Annotated in this window: 22 protein-coding genes; 11 read left to right on the top strand and 11 right to left on the bottom strand. The window is 72.1% G+C overall.

The annotated features are described in order from the left end of the window. Window positions 1–53: 53 nt before the first annotated feature. Window positions 54–515, bottom strand: a complete 462-nt coding sequence (locus tag IE185_RS29885; RefSeq protein WP_138896468.1) for an SseB family protein — start codon at window positions 513–515, stop codon at window positions 54–56. Between the two features lie 134 nt (window positions 516–649). Between IE185_RS29885 and IE185_RS29890 the strand changes: the two genes are divergently transcribed. From IE185_RS29890 to IE185_RS29905, 4 genes are all read left to right on the top strand, one after another. Continuing rightward, window positions 650–2,476 carry an acyl-CoA dehydrogenase gene (locus IE185_RS29890; protein WP_138896469.1) on the top strand — a complete coding sequence of 609 codons (1,827 nt, stop codon included), beginning with the start codon at window positions 650–652 and terminating at the stop codon, window positions 2,474–2,476. 91 nt (window positions 2,477–2,567) lie between these two features. Then, complete coding sequence (locus IE185_RS29895) at window positions 2,568–3,281, top strand: hypothetical protein (RefSeq protein WP_138896470.1); 714 nt, start codon at window positions 2,568–2,570, stop codon at window positions 3,279–3,281. A 46-nt stretch (window positions 3,282–3,327) separates the two neighbouring features. Next, window positions 3,328–4,623 (top strand): M18 family aminopeptidase, encoded by a 1,296-nt coding sequence (locus tag IE185_RS29900; RefSeq protein ID WP_138896471.1) that lies wholly within the window; start codon window positions 3,328–3,330, stop codon window positions 4,621–4,623. A 106-nt stretch (window positions 4,624–4,729) separates the two neighbouring features. Then, window positions 4,730–4,957, top strand: coding sequence for a DUF6458 family protein (locus IE185_RS29905; RefSeq protein ID WP_138896472.1), 228 nt, complete (start codon window positions 4,730–4,732; stop codon window positions 4,955–4,957). A 52-nt stretch (window positions 4,958–5,009) separates the two neighbouring features. Here IE185_RS29905 and IE185_RS29910 read toward each other — a convergent pair whose 3' ends face one another. Together IE185_RS29910 and IE185_RS29915 are read right to left on the bottom strand one after the other, a co-directional pair. Continuing rightward, entirely contained in the window at window positions 5,010–6,785 is a 1,776-nt protein-coding gene (locus IE185_RS29910; protein WP_229843769.1) for an NHL domain-containing thioredoxin family protein, read from the bottom strand. Between the two features lie 75 nt (window positions 6,786–6,860). Next, entirely contained in the window at window positions 6,861–7,646 is a 786-nt protein-coding gene (locus IE185_RS29915; protein WP_138896474.1) for a carbon-nitrogen family hydrolase, read from the bottom strand. A 201-nt stretch (window positions 7,647–7,847) separates the two neighbouring features. On the opposite strand from IE185_RS29915, the gene IE185_RS29920 reads away from it, so the two are divergent. Next, window positions 7,848–8,672 carry a maleylpyruvate isomerase family mycothiol-dependent enzyme gene (locus tag IE185_RS29920; RefSeq protein ID WP_138896475.1) on the top strand — a complete coding sequence of 275 codons (825 nt, stop codon included), beginning with the start codon at window positions 7,848–7,850 and terminating at the stop codon, window positions 8,670–8,672. A gap of 34 nt (window positions 8,673–8,706) precedes the next feature. On the opposite strand, the gene IE185_RS29925 is transcribed toward IE185_RS29920, so the two are convergent. From IE185_RS29925 to IE185_RS29950, 6 genes are all read right to left on the bottom strand, one after another. Further along, the gene (locus tag IE185_RS29925) at window positions 8,707–10,017 is read right to left on the bottom strand and encodes an MFS transporter (RefSeq protein ID WP_138896476.1); all 1,311 of its coding nucleotides are present in this window, start codon (window positions 10,015–10,017) and stop codon (window positions 8,707–8,709) included. Then, a complete protein-coding gene (locus tag IE185_RS29930; protein WP_189716387.1) occupies window positions 10,014–10,700 on the bottom strand; it encodes a GntR family transcriptional regulator in 687 nt (228 codons plus the stop codon). Before IE185_RS29930 ends, IE185_RS29925 begins: the two co-directional genes overlap by 4 nt. 111 nt (window positions 10,701–10,811) lie before the next feature. Continuing rightward, a complete protein-coding gene (locus IE185_RS29935) occupies window positions 10,812–12,068 on the bottom strand; it encodes a cation:proton antiporter (RefSeq protein WP_189716389.1) in 1,257 nt (418 codons plus the stop codon). Window positions 12,069–12,071: 3 nt separating this feature from the next. Further along, the gene (locus tag IE185_RS29940) at window positions 12,072–12,542 is read right to left on the bottom strand and encodes a cation:proton antiporter regulatory subunit (RefSeq protein WP_138899292.1); all 471 of its coding nucleotides are present in this window, start codon (window positions 12,540–12,542) and stop codon (window positions 12,072–12,074) included. A 241-nt stretch (window positions 12,543–12,783) separates the two neighbouring features. Continuing rightward, window positions 12,784–12,969 carry a hypothetical protein gene (locus IE185_RS29945; protein WP_138899291.1) on the bottom strand — a complete coding sequence of 62 codons (186 nt, stop codon included), beginning with the start codon at window positions 12,967–12,969 and terminating at the stop codon, window positions 12,784–12,786. A gap of 85 nt (window positions 12,970–13,054) precedes the next feature. Next, window positions 13,055–13,522, bottom strand: coding sequence for a hypothetical protein (locus IE185_RS29950; protein WP_189716391.1), 468 nt, complete (start codon window positions 13,520–13,522; stop codon window positions 13,055–13,057). Between the two features lie 130 nt (window positions 13,523–13,652). Between IE185_RS29950 and IE185_RS29955 the strand changes: the two genes are divergently transcribed. Continuing rightward, window positions 13,653–14,201 carry a DM13 domain-containing protein gene (locus IE185_RS29955; RefSeq protein ID WP_138896334.1) on the top strand — a complete coding sequence of 183 codons (549 nt, stop codon included), beginning with the start codon at window positions 13,653–13,655 and terminating at the stop codon, window positions 14,199–14,201. Between the two features lie 21 nt (window positions 14,202–14,222). Here IE185_RS29955 and IE185_RS29960 read toward each other — a convergent pair whose 3' ends face one another. Together IE185_RS29960 and IE185_RS29965 are read right to left on the bottom strand one after the other, a co-directional pair. Further along, window positions 14,223–14,678: an ATP-binding protein gene (locus IE185_RS29960; RefSeq protein ID WP_138896335.1), complete on the bottom strand. Its 456-nt coding sequence runs from the start codon at window positions 14,676–14,678 to the stop codon at window positions 14,223–14,225. After that, the gene (locus IE185_RS29965; RefSeq protein WP_138896336.1) at window positions 14,672–15,559 is read right to left on the bottom strand and encodes an MEDS domain-containing protein; all 888 of its coding nucleotides are present in this window, start codon (window positions 15,557–15,559) and stop codon (window positions 14,672–14,674) included. The genes IE185_RS29960 and IE185_RS29965 overlap by 7 nt, the downstream gene beginning before the upstream one ends. A gap of 228 nt (window positions 15,560–15,787) precedes the next feature. On the opposite strand from IE185_RS29965, the gene IE185_RS29970 reads away from it, so the two are divergent. From IE185_RS29970 to IE185_RS29990, 5 genes are all read left to right on the top strand, one after another. Further along, window positions 15,788–16,174 carry a VOC family protein gene (locus tag IE185_RS29970; protein ID WP_138896337.1) on the top strand — a complete coding sequence of 129 codons (387 nt, stop codon included), beginning with the start codon at window positions 15,788–15,790 and terminating at the stop codon, window positions 16,172–16,174. Between the two features lie 245 nt (window positions 16,175–16,419). Beyond that, window positions 16,420–16,638: an acyl carrier protein gene (locus tag IE185_RS29975; protein ID WP_138896348.1), complete on the top strand. Its 219-nt coding sequence runs from the start codon at window positions 16,420–16,422 to the stop codon at window positions 16,636–16,638. Then, window positions 16,635–17,888 (top strand): beta-ketoacyl-[acyl-carrier-protein] synthase family protein, encoded by a 1,254-nt coding sequence (locus IE185_RS29980; protein ID WP_138896338.1) that lies wholly within the window; start codon window positions 16,635–16,637, stop codon window positions 17,886–17,888. Before IE185_RS29975 ends, IE185_RS29980 begins: the two co-directional genes overlap by 4 nt. A 41-nt stretch (window positions 17,889–17,929) precedes the next feature. Then, window positions 17,930–18,862, top strand: coding sequence for an alpha/beta fold hydrolase (locus tag IE185_RS29985; RefSeq protein WP_138896339.1), 933 nt, complete (start codon window positions 17,930–17,932; stop codon window positions 18,860–18,862). Window positions 18,863–18,958: 96 nt separating this feature from the next. Then, window positions 18,959–19,162 carry a hypothetical protein gene (locus tag IE185_RS29990; protein WP_138896340.1) on the top strand — a complete coding sequence of 68 codons (204 nt, stop codon included), beginning with the start codon at window positions 18,959–18,961 and terminating at the stop codon, window positions 19,160–19,162. The last annotated feature ends 5 nt before the right edge of the window (window positions 19,163–19,167 follow it).

A 19,167-nucleotide genomic window follows, 5' to 3' on the forward strand; every position in this document is an offset into this window, starting at 1 on the left:
CCGAACATCGACCGGCGTGTCACCCGACCCGGCGAACGTTCGTGGCCAACGCACTAGCCGTACATCCGCCGCATCGCGAAGTCGACCATCTGCTCCACGGCCTTCGCGTCGAACACCATCCGGTGCTCGCCCTCCATGTCGAGGACGAAGCCGTACCCGGTCGGCAGCAGATCGATCACCTCCGCCCCTGTGATCACGAAGTACTTGGACTCCTTGCCCGCGTACTTCCGCAGCTCCTTCAGCGAGGTGAACATCGGGATCACCGGCTGCTGGGTGTTGTGCAGCGCGAGGAATCCCGGATTGTCGCCGCGCGGGCAGTAGACCTTCGACGTGGCGAAGATCTGCTGGAAGTCCTCCGCGGACAGCGATCCGGTGGTGAAGGCGCGCACCGCGTCGGCGAGCGAGGGCGGCGACGGCTCCGGGTAGAGCGGCTGCTCCGCGTAGCCGCCCTGGGGCGGGGGCTGCGGCGGCGCGTACTGCTGCTGTCCACCCTGGTTCTGGTCGTAGCCGTACATGCGCGCAAGCGTACTCAGTCACACATCCCCGTTAGGGGTTGCGCCTTATTACTGACGGGTAGCATCATCGTAGCTACTGAGTAGTAGTAGATGTACGAGGAACCTGCCTCCCGATCCTTAACGGAGCCGTTGCCATGGGTCACTACAAGTCGAACCTCCGCGACATCGAGTTCAACCTCTTCGAGGTCCTCGGCCGCGACAAGCTGTACGGCACCGGCCCGTTCGCGGAGATGGACGTCGAGACCGCCAAGAGCATCCTCGACGAGATCGCCCGCCTCGCGGAGAACGACCTCGCCGCCTCCTTCGAGGACGCCGACCGCAACCCGCCGGTCTTCGACCCGGCCACCAACACCGCCCCCGTACCCGCGTCCTTCAAGAAGAGCTACCAGGCCTTCATGGACAGCGAGTACTGGCGCCTGGGCCTCCCCGAGGAGATCGGCGGCACCACCTCGCCCCGCTCCCTGATCTGGGCGTACGCGGAGCTGCTGCTCGGCGCCAACCCGGCGGTCTGGATGTACTCCTCCGGCCCCGCCTTCGCCGGCGTGCTGTACGAGGAGGGCAACGAGGCCCAGAAGAAGATCGCGCAGATCGCCGTCGACAAGCAGTGGGGCTCGACGATGGTCCTCACCGAGCCGGACGCCGGCTCGGACGTCGGGGCGGGCCGCACGAAGGCGGTCCAGCAGGAGGACGGCTCCTGGCACATCGAGGGCGTCAAGCGCTTCATCACGTCCGGCGAGCACGACATGTCGGAGAACATCCTCCACTACGTGCTGGCCCGCCCCGAGGGCGCCGGCCCCGGCACCAAGGGCCTGTCGCTCTTCCTCGTCCCGAAGTACGACTTCGACTGGGAGACCGGCGAGCTGGGCGAGCGCAACGGCGTCTACGCCACGAACGTCGAGCACAAGATGGGCCTCAAGGCGTCCAACACCTGCGAGATGACGTTCGGCGACCAGCACCCCGCCAAGGGCTGGCTCATCGGCGACAAGCACGACGGCATCCGCCAGATGTTCATGATCATCGAGTTCGCCCGGATGATGGTCGGCACGAAGGCCATCGCCACCCTCTCCACGGGCTACCTGAACGCCCTGGAGTACGCCAAGGAGCGCGTCCAGGGTCCCGACCTGGCGAACTTCATGGACAAGACCGCGCCCAAGGTCACCATCACGCACCACCCCGACGTCCGCCGCTCGCTCATGACGCAGAAGGCGTACGCCGAGGGCATGCGCGCCCTGGTCCTGCACACCGCGTCCGTCCAGGACGAGATCACGGCCAAGGAGGCCGCGGGCGAGGACACCAAGGCGCTCGTCGCCATGAACGACCTGCTCCTGCCGATCGTCAAGGGCTACGGCTCCGAGAAGTCCTACGAGCAGCTCGCCCAGTCGCTCCAGACGTTCGGCGGCTCCGGGTACCTCCAGGAGTACCCGATCGAGCAGTACATCCGCGACGCGAAGATCGACACCCTCTACGAGGGCACGACCGCCATCCAGGGCCAGGACTACTTCTTCCGGAAGATCGTCCGCAACCAGGGCGCCGCGCTGAACTCGCTCGCCGAGGACATCAAGAAGTTCCTCGCGGTCGGCACCGGCGGCGAGGACCTCGCCGCGGCCCGCGACCACCTCGCCAAGGCGGCCGTGGACCTGGAGGCCATCGTCGGCACCATGCTGACCGACCTCGCGGGCACCGAGCAGGACGTCAAGTCCATCTACAAGGTCGGCCTGAACACCACCCGCCTGCTGATGGCCTCCGGTGACGTCGTCGTCGGCTACCTCCTGCTGCGCGGCGCGGCCGTGGCCGCCGAGAAGCTGCCGACCGCCTCCCCGAAGGACGTCCCGTTCTACACGGGCAAGATCGCGGCGGCGAAGTTCTTCGCCGCGAACGTCCTGCCGGGCGTCGGCGTCGAGCGCGCCCTGGCCGAGTCCGTCGACCAGTCCCTGATGGAGCTGGACGAGGCGGCCTTCTAGTCCACTGCGGAAACCCTCTGGCCACGGGCCGGGCCCTCCCTCCGGGGACGGACCCGGCCCGTTGTCAGTGACCCGTGCGACTCTGGTGGGCATGAGTTCCATGGAATCCCGCAGGGGTGGTTATTCCGTCCCGGCCGGCCGGCCGTACGCGCTCAGTGAGCTGCGCGGAAAGCTCGGCTCGGTGGGCGACCAGATCGGCGACCTGTACGACGGCTCCCACCCGCTCGAGTACGAGCCGATCGCCGACACCCTCTACGTCGCCTTCAAGACGGCCGCCGACCTCGCCCCCGTCAAGAGCTACACCGGCTGCGAGGTGCACCCCAACGGAGCCATCGACCCCGAGGCCCCCGCCGGCTGGGGCCGCTGCCTGCTGTGCAACGACCGCCGCCGGCGTGGCGAGCGCGGCGTCCCCGCCCCGGCCGAGCAGCGCCGCCTCGGATACCCCGTCCCGGACCCGCCGTACACCCTGGACGTGCTCAAGGCGTACGTCCAGCAGGTCAACGACCGTGCCTTCGCCGTCACCGTCTCCTCCCCCGGCGAGGAGTTCGTGGAGATCGCGGACACCCTGCACCGCGCTTTCATCGTGGCCCGCGAGCTGTCCCGGCCGCGCAACGCGTCGGGCTGCTCCGAGCACCCCGGCTCGCCCATCGACCCGACCGCGCCGCCCGGCGAGGGCTGCCTGTTCTGCGTGGGCCGGCGCCGGCAGCGCCAGCGGCCGCCGGGCGCTCCGCAGATGCTGCCCCAGGTGCGCCGCGGCGAGCGCCGCACGATACAACGGCGGTTCGAGCGGCCCCCGGGCCTCTGAGGAAGGCCCTGGGGCCCGGAGGTTAACCCTCGTTATGGTGAACCCCATGCGCGCACCCCTCCGCTTCGACCGCGGCCACACAGACGACCTGATGTCCTTCCTGGCGGCCAGTCCGTCGCCGTACCACGCGGTGGCGAACGCCGCCGAGCGCTTGGACAAGGCCGGGTTCCGGCAGGTCGCGGAGACCGACGCCTGGGACGCGACCTCCGGGGGCAAGTACGTGCTGCGCGGCGGGGCGATCGTCGCCTGGTACGTACCCGAGGGCGCGCAGGCGAGCACCCCCTTCCGCATCGTCGGCGGCCACACCGACTCCCCCCACCTGCACGTGAAGCCGCTCCCTGACATGGGCGCACAGGGCTGGCGCCAGATCGCCGTCGAGATCTACGGCGGGACGCTCCTCAACACCTGGCTCGACCGCGACCTCGGCATCGCCGGCCGGCTGACCCTGCGCGACGGCACCCACCGCCTCGTCAACATCGACCGGGCGCTCCTGCGGGTGCCGCAGCTCGCCGTGCACCTGGACCGGTCGGTCAACACCGACGGGCTCAAGCTCGACAAGCAGCGGCACATGCAGCCCATCTGGGGCCAGGGCGACGTCCACGAGGGGGACCTCATCCGGTTCCTCGAAGAGGAAGAGGGCCTGACCCCGGGCCAGGTCACGGGCTGGGACCTGATGGCCCACAGCATCGACCCGCCCGCCTACCTCGGCCGCGACCGCGAACTGGTGGCCGGGCCGCGCATGGACAACCTGATCTCCGTGCACGCGGGCGTCGCGGCACTGGCCGCCGTCAGCACCGCCGAGGAACCCCTCCCGTACATCCCGGTGCTCGCCGCCTTCGACCACGAGGAGAACGGCTCGCAGTCCGACACCGGCGCCGACGGACCCCTCCTCGGCAACGTCCTGGAACGCTCGGTGTTCGCCCGCGGCGGCAGCTTCGACGACCGGTCACGCGCCTTCGCCGGCACGATCTGCCTGTCCTCCGACACCGGGCACGCCGTCCACCCCAACTACGCCGAACGCCACGACCCGACGCACCAGCCCCGCGCCAACGGCGGACCGATCCTCAAGGTCAACGTCAACATGCGGTACGCGACGGACGGCAGCGGCCAGGCCGTCTTCGCGGCGGCCTGCGAGAAGGCGGGCGTGCCGTGGCAGGTCTTCGTGTCGAACAACTCCATGCCGTGCGGGACGACGATCGGCCCCATCACCGCCGCCCGGCACGGCATCCGGACCGTCGACATCGGCGTCGCCATCCTGTCGATGCACAGCGCGCGCGAGCTGTGCGGCGCGGACGACCCGTATCTGCTCGCCAACGCCATGACCGCGTTCCTGGAAGGCTGACCCCCGGAATCCCGAACGCCGCTCACAGGCTTGTCCGTTGAAGGGCCGGGTACGCGAAGGACGTACACCGGCCCGGAACCGCCGGGCCCACAGGGAGGCGGAACTCATGGGACTGGGAGGATTCATTCTCCTCATCGCGGGCGGAGCGATACTCGCCTTCGCCACCGACTGGGAGATGGAGAGCGTCAACCTGACCCTCGTCGGGGTCATCATGATGCTCGTCGGAATCATCGGGGTCGCGGTCTACGCCAGCGTCGCCAGGCGCCGTCGCATGGTCGTGCCCCCCACCACCACGGTCGTCGCCGACGACCAGCACCACCACCACAACCCCTGACGCCCGGCGGCGCCGTCCGCGCGCGCCGGGCCCCCGGGACCGTCGGCGCCGGTCAGTCGTCCATACCGGCGAGCACGAGCGGCAGCCGGGGCGTTCCGTCCGCCGTCACGCGGACGGGGACGCCCCAGTCCTGCTGGTGGACGTGGCACGCCGGGTACTCGTTCGCCGGGTCGTCGTCGCACGAGGCGGCCATCGCGGACACGTGCAGCACGCCCTCGGTGACCTCCGGATTCAGCTCCAGGTCGCGGCCCAGATCCGTCCCGGCCCCCTCACCGCCGCTCAGCAGCTCGGGCGGGGTCGACGACACGAGCAGCCGCGTCGAGGGCCCGTACCGCGTGTCCAGCTTCTGACCGCGCGGCGCCTCGAAGACGACGTCCAACCGCAGCCTGCCCGGCGCCACTTCGGTCGCCGCGCGCTGCGTCCGGTGCGCGACCGCCTCGACGCGCACCGCCTCCTCGGGCAGCCGCAGCCGGGTCAGCCGGTGCCGGGCGGACTCCACGACGACGATGTCGTCCCCCACGAGCACGGCGTCGCTGGGCTCCCGCAGGTCCGTCGCGAGCGTGGTCACTTCCCCGCTCGCCGGGTCGTAGCGCCGCAAGGCGTGGTTGTACGTGTCGCTGACCGCGACCGAGCCGTCGGGCAGCGCCGTCACCCCGAGCGGGTGCTGGAGCAGCGCCTGCCCCGCCGCGCCGTCCCGGTGCCCGAAGTCGAACAGCCCGGTCCCGACGGCGGTGTGCACGACCAGGTCGCTGTCGACGTACCGCAGCGCGCTCGTCTCCGAGTCCGCCACCCACAGCCGGTCGCCGTCCGCCGCGAGCCCCGACGGCTGTGCGAACCACGCCTCGGCGGCGGGCCCGTCCACCAGCCCCTCGTTGGTCGTCCCGGCCGCCACCCGCACGGTCCCCTCCTCGGGGTCGTACGTCCACAGCTGGTGCACGCCGGCCATGGCGATCCACACCTTGCCCCGCCACCACGCCACGTCCCACGGCGAGGACAGGTCGACGTCCCGCGCGGGCCCGGAGGTGGGCGAGCCCTGCCACCACTGCTTGCCGGTACCGGCGACGACCTCGATCGCGCCCGTGGCCGGGTCGTACGTGCGCAGCTGGTGATGGACGGTGTCGGCGATCACGACCCGCCCGTCCGGCAGCAGCGCGAGTCCCTGGGGCTCCTTGAACTCCCCGGCACCGCCGATCCGCCGTACGACGGTCTCGCCGTCCGCCTCCAGCTCGACGAGCTGGTGCCGGGTGGTGTCCGAGACGAGGTAGTTCCCGCTGCCGGGCAGCAGCAGCGCCTTCCCGGGGAAGCGCAGATCGCTCGCCACCGGCTCGGGCGCGACGTACGGGCCGTCCCCGCGCCGCAGCGTCCCCTTCGCCGCGTGGACGGCCTCCAGCTCCTCGACGAGCTTCTCGATGGCGTGCGCGTGCCCCTCACCGGCGTGCTGGGCGACGACGTACCCCTCGGGGTCGATCACCACGAGCGTCGGCCAGGCGCGTACGGCGTACTGCTTCCAGGTCGCGAGCTCGGGGTCGTCGAGCACCGGGTGATGCACGCCGTACCGCTCGACGGCGTCCACGACGGCCTGATGCTCGGCCTCGTGCACGAACTTCGGTGAGTGGACCCCGATGGTCACCACCGTGTCCCGGTGCTTCTCCTCCAGCTCCCGCAGCTCATCCAGGACATGAAGGCAGTTAACGCAACAAAAGGTCCAAAAATCGACAATGACGACGCGGCCCCTGAGGTCCGCCAGACTCAGGTCCTTGCCGCCTGTGTTGAGCCAGCCGCCCTTGCCGATGAGCTCGGGGGCCCGAACGCGCGCACGTGAAGACATACCTCCATCCAACCGCATGCACGGGACAGGCATTCCGCCCCGCGACGTGTTGTACGCGACCCGGCTTCCGGCGCCCTACCGCAGCCGGCGGTCCTTCAGGGCCGGGAACTGGTCGCGCGTGGTCGTCACCTTCGCCGGGTCGAGGTCCACCACCAGCACCTCCTCGGCCGGGCCCGCCTCGGCCAGTACCTCGCCCCAGGGGTCGACGACGATGCTGTGCCCCGCCTGCTCCACCCCCGCGTGCGTGCCGGCCGTGCCGCAGGCCAGGACGTACGCCTGGTTCTCGACCGCGCGGGCGCGGGCCAGCAGCGTCCAGTGCTCGCGGCGCCTGGCGGGCCAGCCGGCCGGGACGACGAACGCCTGCGCGCCGGCGTCGACGAGGCCGCGGAAGAGTTCGGGGAAGCGCAGGTCGTAACAGGTGCCCAGGCCGAAGGTGAGACCCGCGGCCGTCACCGTGACCAGTTCCTCGCCCGCGCCCATCATGACGGCCTCGCCCTTGTCGAAGCCGAAGCGGTGGATCTTCCGGTACGCGCGCACGAGCTCGCCGGCGGGGGAGAGGACGAGGGAGGTGTTGTAGAGGGGCCCCTCCGGGTCGCGCTCGACGATCGACCCGGCGTGCAGCCACACGCCCGCGTCGGCCGCCGCCTTGGCCATCGCCTCGTACGTCGGCCCCTCCAGCGGCTCCGCCTCGTCGGCGAAGGACTCGTACGCGAAGGCGCCGGTCGGCCACAGCTCGGGCAGGACCACGAGGTCGGCGCCGTACCGCTCGCGTTGCTCGCGGACGAGGGAGGCGACGCGCTGCCGGCGGGATTCGACCGGTTCGTCCGGGTCTACTGCGATCTGGATGAGGGAGGCGCGCACACTACCACCGTCCTGGCATTCGAGCCGTCAACACGGGCCTACGATCGTCACACCAAAGCACTGCCAGGGTGCCACGGGGCAGCGTAACTTAGCGTGCGAGCCTCCCACGCAGTCCGGCACGCACCGTCAGTCCAGCCCGCCAGTCAGTCCCGTCAGACCAGCCAGCCCGCGCCACCGCCACTGAACCGCACGAGGGGTCCCGTGACCGTCCATCCCAGCCTCCAGACATACGCCGAAGCCTGGACCCACTCCATCGAAGCGATATCCGAGCTGGTGACACCGCTCGTCGAGGGGGAGTGGAACCGCCGTACGCCGTGCCCGGGCTGGTCGGTGCGCGACATCGTCTCCCACCTCATCGGCATGGAGTGCGAGATGCTCGGCGATCCGCGGCCGATCCACTCGCTGCCGCGCGATCTGTACCACGTCACCTCGGAGTTCGCCCGGTACATGGAGATGCAGGTCGACGTACGGCGCCACCACACCGCGCCGGAGATGACCTCGGAGCTCGAGTACACGATCATCCGCCGCCAGCGTCAGCTCCGCAACGAGACCCGCTCCCCCGACACGATGGTCCGCGCCCCGCTCGGCGCCGAGCAGACCCTGGAACTAGCGCTGCGGATGCGGGCCTTCGACACCTGGGTGCACGAGCAGGACCTCCGTACGACGTTCGGGCGCCCCGGCAACCTCGACTCGCCCGGCGCGCTCGTCACCCGCGACGTCCTCGTCCAGGGCCTGCCGAAGGTCGTCGCGAAGGAGGCGGGCGCGCCCGCCAACTCGGCGGTCGTCTTCGACGTGCACGGCCCGGTCGAGTTCATGCGCACGGTCCGGGTGGACGCGGACGGCCGGGGGACGGTCGACGGCACGCCGTCGCTGGGCCCGCTCGCGACGATCAGCCTGGACTGGGAGACGTACGTGCGGCTGGCCTGCGGCCGGGTCCGCCACGAGGCGGTCGCGGACCACGTCAAGGTCGACGGCGACCAGGCGTTGGCCGACGCGATCCTGCGGAACTTCGCGGTCACGCCGTAACGACGACCCGGCACGCCACCACGCCGACGCCCCGTCAGGCCGGGACGTGCACCGCCTCGACGCGGCTCGCGACCAGGTGGTCGCGCTCCCGGCGGGCGGTCCGCTTGCGCAGGCGCAGGATCTGTACCACGCCGAGCGTCTCCAGCACGAAGACCGAGCCGAACGCGATCCGGTAGTTGTCGCCGGTCGCGTCGAGCAGCACGCCGACCGCGAGCAGGGTCGTCATCGAGGCGACGAAGCCGCCCATGTTGACGATGCCCGAGGCCGTGCCCTGGCGCTCGGGCGGGTTGGCGGGGCGGGCGAAGTCGAAGCCGATCATCGAGGCCGGGCCGCAGGCGCCGAGCACCAGGCACAGGGTGACGAGCAGCCACATGGGCGCGTGCTCGCCCGGGTGCGCGACGGCCGCCGCCCACAGCAGGGCGGTGGCCGCGACGGTACCGAGCGCGATCGGCGCGCGGGCGGCGCCGTGGCGGGCGATGATCTGCCCGAACACCAGGCCGAGGGCCATGTTGGACAGCACGACGAGCGTCAGCAGCTCGCCCGCCGTGCCGCGCGAGAGCCCCTGCGCCTCGACGAGGAACGGCATCCCCCACAGCAGCAGGAACACCATTGCCGGGAACTGCGTAGTGAAGTGCACCCACATCCCCAGCCGCGTCCCCGGCTCGCGCCACGCGGCGGCGATCTGCCGGCGGACGTAGGCCGCGCCCGCGTGCTCGGCGGGGGCCGGTTCGTACCCCTCGGGGTGGTCCTTCAGGAACAGCAGCAGCAGGACGAGCACGAGCACTCCGGCGAGCGAGCTGCCCGCGAAGGTGGCGGTCCAGCCGACCCCGTGCAGCAGACGCGCGATGACGAGCGTCGAGACGAGGTTGCCCGCCATCCCGCACAGGCCCGCGAGCTGCGCGATCAGCGGTCCGCGCCGGACGGGGAACCAGCGGGCCCCCAGACGCAGTACGGCGATGAACGTCATGGCGTCGCCGCAGCCGAGCAGGGCGCGGGCGGCGAGGGCCGTGCCGTACGAGGGGGAGAGGGCGAAGGCCGCCTGCCCGAGGGTGAAGAGCACGACGCCGAGGGTCAGGACCTTCTTCGTGCCGAGGCGGTCGACGAGGAGGCCGACGGGTATCTGCATGCCCGCGTACACGAGGAGCTGGAGTATGGAGAACGTCGACAGCGCGGAGGCGTTGACGTCGAACCGGTCGGCGGCGTCGAGGCCCGCGACGCCCAGGCTCGTACGGAAGATGACGGCGACGAAGTAGACGGCGACGCCGATGCCCCAGACGGTGGCGGCGCGCCGGCCGCCGGGTGGGTCGCCGGGCAGGGCGGCGGCGGGAGCGGCGGAGTCCCTCACCGGCCCTCGCCCCGTTCCTCGCCCCGGACCAGCACCTTGACGCGGCTGACGTGGCGGCGTACGCAGCGGGCGGCGCCCTCGACGTCGCCCGACCGGATGGCTTCGAGCATCTCGGCGTGCTCGGTGAGGTTCTTGGCGATGCGGTCGGGGTGCGCCTCCATGATGGTGACGCCCATGCGCAGCTGACGGTCGCGGAGCTGGTCGTAGAGGCGGGAGAGGATCTGGTTCCCGGCGTTGCGGACGATCTCGACGTGGAAGCAGCGGTCGGCGACGGCGACTTCGGCGAGGTCGCCTTCGAGGGCGCGCTGCTTCTGCTCCTCCAGCAGTTGTTCGAGCCGTGCGACGAGGGCGGCGGAGGCGGGTACGGCGCGGCGTACCGCGAACTCCTCCACCAGCAGCCGGGTCTCGACGACGTCGGCGATCTCCTGGGCGGAGACGGCGAGGACGAGGGCGCCCTTCTTCGGGTACAGCTTGATGAGGCCCTCGACCTCCAGCCGCAGCAGCGCCTCGCGCACCGGCGTCCTGGACACGCCGACGGCGTCGGCGAGGTCGCCTTCGGTGAGCAGGGTGCCGCCCTCGTAGTGCCGGTCGAGTACGCCCTTCTTGATGTGGGTGTAGACGCGCTCGGCGGCGGCGGGCTGCTTGACGGTGCTGGGCGGGGGGACCGGGGGTGCGGCAGGCATGCGCACAGCTTAGATACAACAGGAGTGCGTCAGAAGGGAGCGTCCGCATCCCGGAACGGGCGGGGGCGCGGCGACGCCCGTCCGGTCACCGGCCGCCACCGCGCCCCGGCTTCACCCCTTCGCGCCGGTCGCCGCGGCCGCCGTCTCGGCGGGGGACGGTAGGCCGGACGCCCGCTCGACGGGCGTCCCCTCGTCCCCCTCTCCCCGGCCCCACCGGTTCGCCCTCCGCATCCGCGACACCAGCGGTTCGGTCCACCGTGCCGTCAGCGGGCCCAGGATGACGAGGATCAGGACGTACGCCGTGGCGATCGGGCCGATCCGTGGCTCGGTCGCCACCGCGAGGCCCGCTATCACGATCGAGAACTCGCCCCGCGCCACCAGTGCTCCGCCCGCCCGCAGCCGGCCGCGCGGGCCGATGCCCGCGCGCCGCGCGGCGTACCAGCCGGTGGCGATCTTCGTGAACGTCGTCACGACGGCGAGCAGCAGTGCGGGCAGCAGCACCGGCGGGATGGCCGCCGGGTCCGTCGACAGGCCGAAGAAGACGAAGAAGACGGCCGCGAAGAGGTCCCGCAGCGGCGTCAGCAGCTTGCGCGCGCCCTCCGCGACCTCTCCCGACAGCGCGATGCCGACGAGGAACGCCCCCACGGCCGCGGACACCTGCAACTGCTGTGCCACTCCGGCCACCAGCACGGTCAGCCCGAGCACCACGAGCAGCAGCATCTCCGGGTTGTCCGACGAGACCGCCCGGCTGATCAGCCGCCCGTGCCGCAGGGCGACGTACAGGACGAGCCCGACCGTGCCGAGCGCGACGACCAGCGCCACGCTGCCGCCGGCGAGGCCCACGCCGGCGAGCAGCGCCGTCAGCAGCGGCAGGTAGACCGCCATCGACAGGTCTTCCATCACCAGGACGCCGAGCACGACCGGCGTCTCGCGGTTGCCGAGGCGGCCGAGGTCGGTGAGCACCTTGGCGACGACACCCGACGACGAGATCCAGGTGACACCGGCCAGGGCGACCGCGGCCACCGGCCCCCACCCGAGGAGGAGCGCGGCGGCCGCGCCCGGTGTGGCGTTGAGGACGAAGTCGACGGCGCCGGACGGGTATTGGGTCTTGAGGCTGGTGACCAGCTCGGAGGCGCTGTACTCCAGGCCCAGCAGGAGCAGCAGCAGGATGACGCCGATCTCGGCGCCGACCGCCACGAAGTCCTCGCTGGCGTCGAGCGGCAGCAGTCCTCCCTGCCCGAACGCGAGCCCCGCCAGCAGGTAGAGGGGTATGGGGGACAGGCCCACCCGCTCCGCCAGCCGGCCGATGAGGCCGAGCGCCAGGATGAGCGAGCCGAGTTCGATCAGCAGCGCGGTGGTGTTGTGCACGGCTCAGCCCCCCGCGATGATCTCGACGAGCGCGTCGACGCCCTCGCGGGTGCCGACGACGACCAGCGTGTCGCCGATGGACAGCCGGAATTCGGGCCCCGGCGACGGCGTGGCGGCGGTCCGCTGGAGCACGGCGACGATCGACGCGCCCGTACGGCTGCGCGCCCGGGTGTCACCGAGCGGCCGTCCGGCGTACGGCGACTTGGCGGTCACCTGGATGTGCTCGGTGACGAGGTCGATGCCGTCGGTGCGTACGGCGTCGATGGGCGCCGTGTCGATCAGGTGGGCCAGGGCCGTGGCCTCATCGGGCGACAGGGGTACGGACAGGAGGCACGCGTCGGGGTCGTCACGGTCGTAGAAGCCGATGAAGCGCCGGCCGTCCTTGTGGACGACGACCGAGATGTGCTGGCCGTCGTCGGTCGTGAAGTCGTACTGCGTGCCGACCCCCGGCAACGTGGTCCGGCGCGTGCCCATGGTCTGCCTCCCGGTCTGCCGCCCGGCCGCTGCACGTGCGGACATGCGGGCACGGCGGCCGTGATCCACGAGCAGTGCGACCGGCTACTTTGCCTTGCCATTACCCTACGCTGCCCGTCCGCGAGCCTCCTGTCGGGCGTATCCGCAGCTCAGAGGCACGGCGAGGGCGGCGAGCGTGAGAGCGGCGGCGCCCCGTGACGCGGAGCGCCGCCGCCCTCCCCACGCGACTGCGCGCGAGACCTCAGGGGCGGTGAGCGACCGCCGGGTCCTCTTCTCCGCCCCTGCCGGGGCCGGTGTCGCCGGCCCGGTCCGGGTCCGCGGCGTCGGAATGTCGCGGCTCGTGCCGCGCGGCGTCGTGCGGTTCGGAGGAACGGGCGACTTCGGCCCGCACCATGGCGTTCAGTGCGGCATACGGGTCGATGGGCATGGTGAACGTCCTTCTCGTCGAGGGGTGGTCGCGGTGCCGGAGCGACGGCGACGGCACAGCGGTGTGCCGGGCCGCGCCGGCCCCCTCAGCAGCGCAGGACCACCCGCCGCCGCTCCCCGCCGGCCGCCGGAGCCACGTCGGCCCCCGGGACCGCCCGCCCGGCGCCGGGGCGCCTCCCCCCGTTCCGCGTACGCCGGTACGCCGTCACCACGCCGACGGCCCGCCCCCTGCTGCCGCTGCGCACCCGCTCGCGCCGAGCGCCCCGGGCACCGTCCCCGGCCCCCCGCACCTCGCTGTCCCCCGCGTCCGACGGCTGCCCCTCGCCCCCGGCACCGGCACCGGCACCGGAACCGGCACCTGAACCGGGACTGGGAAACGAACCCGCCCCGCCCCCCAGAACAGCCGCCTCCCCCGCCGCCCACATCACCGGAGGCCGCACCTGCCCCACCGACCCGCCCTCCCCCAGCACCACGGCGAGCACGGCGGTGAGGACCAGCAGTACCGTCAGCGCGCCGCTGCGGACCGCGCGCGGGACGAGGCACATGGCAGGCATGTGCCTCTCGTCCCACGGGCGCGCCGGTTCTTAGCCGTACGACGCCCAAGACCCCACCACCGGGCTAGTGGCGAACGCCCGTTCTCCCGAATCCCCCCTCGGAGCGGGCGGCCGCGTGTTGAATGGGCGCATGCGACGCACACTTGGCAAGCCCCTGGTCATCGGAGTCCTGGTCGTCGGCATGCTCATGGCCGTCGCCGGTCTGTACTGGTTCCAGCCGTGGAAGCTGTGGGTGGACGAGACCGTGCGGGACGAGCTCCCCGTGGCGGCCCCCACCACCACCGGGCGGGACTCCTCCTCCGCACCGTCCGCGCCGCCGGCGCCGCGGACCCTGGCTTCCGGCACCCTGATCAGCCACGAGCACAGCACCAGCGGTACGGCGAAGATCATCCGGCTGCCCGACGGCTCCCGCACCCTCCGCCTCCAGGGCCTCGCCACCAGCAGCGGCCCCGACCTGCGGGTCTGGCTGACCGACGCGCCGGTCAGGGCGGGCAGGGACGGCTGGCACGTCTTCGACGACGGCAGGCACGTCAGCCTCGGCAAGCTGAAGGGCAACAAGGGCGACCAGAACTACGCGCTGCCGGCCGGGCTGGATCTCAAGGGCCTTACGAGCGTGAGCATCTGGTGCGACCGCTTCGACGTCTCGTTCGGCGCCGCCGCACTGACGGCTCCCGCGTAACCGCCCGGGCGGGCCCCGGAATCAGCCGGGCAGCCACATCGCGAACGCCACGACACTGCCCCGCGCCCGGTCCGCGCTCCCCGCTCCACCCTCGATGACCAGCCGGTCCGTGATGAGCCGCGTCAGCCACAACCCCCGCCCGCCGTGGCTGCCGCCCAGCCCCGGCGCCAGTTCCGGGATGACGGAGGAGGCGAACCCCGGCCCCGAGTCGCTGATCACGCATTCGAGCGCGCCGGGTGAGCCGGCGGACCGGTGCAGCAGCAACCGGCCGCCCCCGCCGCCGTGCTCGACCGCGTTCGTGGCCACCGCGTCCGCCGCCAGGACGAAGTCGCCGCGCCGGGGCTCCGCCAGTCCGGCCCAGGCGGCGTACTGGTCGACCAGCACACGCAGCCGGGGCATGTCGTCGCGGCCGAAGTCGAACTCCAGCAGCCGCTCCCGCGCCCCGTCGTTGTCGACGTGGATCCCTTCCGTCACCATGCCCGCACCGCCTCCGTCAGCGTGAGGCGCCGGACCCGCTCCGAGCCGAGTCGGCGCAGCAGCACCGCCTGCGCGGCGGCGCAACGTACCTCGACGCCGTCGTGTCCGTCGGCCCCGGCGATCCGCTCGATGAGGTCGAGGGCGCACCGTACGGCGAGGAAGTGCAGAGGCATGAGGTCCACCAGCAGCCGCCGGGACGCGGCGGACCGCTCCAGCGCGTCGTTCAGGGCGGTCAGGAAGGGTTCGCGCGTGGCGTGGTCGGCCTCGCCCGCGACCCTGACCGAGTGCTCGCGGTGCACGATCCGCAGCTCGCCGAGCGAGCCGAGCAGCGAGCGGGGGTGCGCGTCCGACATGGCGTCGAGCACGTCGTCGTCGAAGGCGCGCCGGTCGTAGGAGCAGACCTCATTGTACGGACGCCCGTCGAAGAGGTGCTCGGCGTGCGACTCGCGGTGCATCATCGTCTCGATGTCGGCGTCGAGGTCCGCCACCCAGTGCATGTCGATGAACGCCCGCAGCCCCTGGTAGCCCTGCGCGACGGCGAGCGCGGTCTCCTCGCCGAGACGGTCCCACTGCCGCTCGGGGGTGAAGCCGCGGCCGGGGTGGATCAGCGCCCGCATGCTGCTGTTCGTCAGCTGCCCCCGCCCACGCGCCTCCGCGAGCAGCCGGCTGGTCCCGTCCAGGCGGGTCCGTACGGCGTCGGGATCGAGCTGCGGCGCCGCGAAGACGATCACCTTCTCGCCGCGCGCCAGTCCCGTGCGGACGTAGGTGACGAGCGCGTCCCAGTTGGCCTCGTCGTCCGCGTAGCTGAGGAACGCGTGGTCACCCGCCCGCATCCCCTGTACGGGCATCAGGCCCGGATGCGCGTCTGCCCGTTCATGCATCGCTCGTGGGGGTCCCTTCCTGCTGTGCGCCCCACCATAGGGACAGCGGGAGGAGTTGCGTAGCCGTACCGGGACTCCCGGGACCGCGCTCGAACGGACGGCCGTACCGGAGCGCATGACAGGGCGCCGGGCCCGAACGTAAGATCGCCGCACGGCATCGCGTGTCGGTCACCGTCCGGGTGAGGCATGGAGGTAGCCCGTGAGTTTGCCTTACGGAGGCATTCCACAATGTCAGTGCAGCTGAATCACACCATCGTCCACTCCCGCGACAAGCGGGAATCCGCTGAGTTCTTCACCCGCGTCATGGGCGTGGAGATCGCGGCCGAGTGGGGCCCGTTCATCGCCGTCGAACTGAGCAACGGCGTCACCCTCGACTTCGCGACCGTCCCGGCGGAGTCGATCACCCCGCAGCACTACGCCTTCCTCGTCACGGAGGAAGAGTTCGACGGGATCTTCCAGCGCGTCCAGGGCGCCGGCCTCACGTACTACGCCGATCCGCACGGCAAGCAGCCGGGCGAGATCAACCGCAACGACGGCGGCCGGGGCGTGTACTTCATGGACCCGTCGGGCCACGCCCTGGAAGCGATCACCCGCCCGTACGGCGGCGGCGCCTAGGCAGCACCACAGGGCCGGGAAGCACCGCTTCCCGGCCCTCACCCGTCCGGCGCCGCGTACCCCGCCGCCGCGACGGCCGTGCGGCGGCGCCTCCGTCCCAGCATCGCAATCCGTACGCGAGCACGAACCCTCATCACATAGGGCGAACGGGGTAAAGGCCCGTCCGGGTGGGCGCGTATAAAGGTTGCCGGACGAACTCGGAGGAGCGACGAGTGGCCAGTGCGACAGATGCCGTCAGCACACTGATGGTGCAGAAATTCGGAGTGGACCCGGCGGCCGTCCGACCCGAGAGCCCGCTCTACGCCTTGCGCTTGGATTCCCTCGCGCTGGAGGAATTGCGCATCCTCATCGAAGAGCACCTGAACATCGACCTGGAAGACGCGGCGCTGACGTCCCGCAACACCGTGGGCGAACTGGTCGCCCTCGTGCACACCAAACTCGTCCACACCGGGAGCCTGGGATGACCAGGCCGGCGATCCCGCCCTTCACGGCGGCCGTGACCGGCCTCGGCCTGGTCACAGCGGCCGGGGTGGGCGTCGACGAGACGTGGCGAAACGTCACGCGGGGCGAGGTCCGCCCCGCCTCCGTGGGGACGCGCGAGGAACTGCGCGACCTGCCCTGCGACTTCATGTACGCCGTCCCCGCCGAGGACCTCGACACGGCGCGGGTCCTCGGCGTGGCGACGCAGCGCCTGATGGACCGTTTCGCCCAACTCGCCGTACTGGCAGCGCGAGAGGCGGTGGCGGACGCCGGACTCGACCCCTCCGTCTGGGACAGCGGCCGGGTCGCGGTCGTCATCGGCTCCGCCCACGGCGGACTCCCCTTCTACGACGAGCAGCACACCGCACTGACCACCAAGGGCCCGCGCCGCGTCTCCCCGAAGCTCGCCCCGCTGACCGTCGTCAACAGCGCCGCCAGCAGTGTCTGCATGGACCTGGGCGCCCGCGGCCCGAGCCAGGCGGTGTCCACCGCCTGCTCGTCGGGCACGGTGGCGATCGGCACCGCGCACCAGATGCTGCGCACGGGCGCCTGCGACATCGTCGTCGCCGGCGGCGCCGAGTCCGTGTGCTCGCGGCTGCTGATCGCCAGCGCCTGCCAGATGCGGGCGGTGTCGACCCGCCGCGACGACCCGGCCGCGGCCTGCCGCCCGTTCGACGCGGACCGCGACGGTTTCGTGGTCGGCGAGGGTTCCGGCCTGCTCGTCATGGAACGACCCGAGCACGCCAGGGCGCGGGGCGCCCGGATCAGGGCGCACATCGCCGGTTACGGCGCGTCCAGCGACGCGTACTCCGCCGTCGCCCCCGACCCGGAGGGCAAGGGCATCGAGAGCGCGCTGCGCACGGCGCTCACGGACGCGGGCGTCGCCCCGTCCGACGTCGGCCACGTCAACGCGCACGGCACATCCACCGTGTTCAACGACCTCATCGAGGCGACCATGCTGCACCGGCTGCTGGGCGCGGACCCGCTCGTCACGTCGACCAAGGCCATGACGGGCCACACCCTGGGCGCGGCCGGCGGTATCGAGACCGTGCTGACGGTGCTCGCCCTGGAGCACCAGCTGGTGCCCCCCACGGCCAATCTGGACGCGCTCGACCCGCGCATCCCGGTCGAGGTCGTCGCCAAGGCCGCGCGCCCCGCCGCGTTCGACTGCGCGGTCAAGACGTCGCTCGGCTTCGGCGGCCACAACGCCGCGCTCGTCCTCACCCGCGGCTGACGGGGCCCGGCCGCCACCCCCTGCCGAGAAGGAGCTGAAGCATGCCCGAGGAAACCGTTCGCTCGCTGTCGGTGGACGGGCTGCGCTACTCCTACCGCGTGCTGCACCGCACGGGCCCGGCCGCCGGCGAGGCGACCGGCTCACCCGCCACACAGGTCACCGAACCGGTGCTGGTCCTCGGCGGCGCGCTCCAGGGCATGCTCGGCTGGCCCCAGATGGACGGCCGCCTCGGCCCGGTGACGAGCGTCGTGACCGCCGACCTGCCCGGCATGGGCAGCGCCGCGCCCCTGCCGCCGGGCCCCAGCGCGGACCTCCTGTGCGCCGCCGTCACCCGGATCATCGACGACCTCGACGTACCGCGCGTCAACCTCTTCGGCTTCTCGTACGGCGCCGCGCTCGCGTTCCGCTGCGCCCAGCGCAACCCGGGCCGCATCGCCCGCCTCCTCCTCGGCGGCGTCCCCGCGCACATCTCACCAGCCCAGCGGGCGCACTGGCGCAGCGCCACCGACCGGCTCGCCGCCGGGGACCGGGACGGCTTCGCGACGCTGGTGACCGAGGCGCTGATGTGTCTCGACCCGGACCGGTACGTCGCGCGCCGCGACCTCGCCTACCGCTACGTCAGGCGGACGATGCTGCACGCGGTCGAGCACTCCCCGCACGCCGCGGACTCCGTGCACCGCTCCCTCGGCGACCGGCCGGACTTCTCGGGGGGCCTGTCCGGCGTACCGGCGCTGGTCTTCACCGGGGAGCACGACACGGTGACATCGGCGGAGCGCCAGCGAGCCTTCGCCGCGACCATCCGGGGCTGCCGCTTCACCACGATCCGGGACGCCGACCACTGGGTCGTGCTCGAAAAGGCGGACGAGGTCGCCGACTTGGCCTTGCGATTCTTCACCGACCGCCCGCTGGAGCCCGCCGGCTACCTGAGGTCGGTGCCGCACCAGGAGCGCGCGGCGGACCGCAGCACGGCCTGAGCGGTCACTCCCGCGGCGCCCTGCCGTGCCCCGGGCTTCGCCCGGGCCCCCGGGAACGTGCCCGTGACCTGTACGGAGCTGGACCGTTGGCAGGGCATGAAGACACGAAGCGCAGCCGCCGCGGCCACCGCCGCCGCGGCGTTCGCGGCCGGTCTGGCGGCGGCCCTCGCGGTCCCGGCCCCGCTTGCCCTGGCCGCCCCGCCGGACCGGACCGACCGGCCGGCGTCGCCGCTGCCGATCGACCTTCCGGACGTGAGCGAGGAGAGCTTCAAGGGCCTCGACAAGGCGCTCCAGTACTGACACAG

Source organism: Streptomyces chryseus, from assembly GCF_014650755.1.
Classification (GTDB): domain Bacteria; phylum Actinomycetota; class Actinomycetes; order Streptomycetales; family Streptomycetaceae; genus Streptomyces; species Streptomyces chryseus.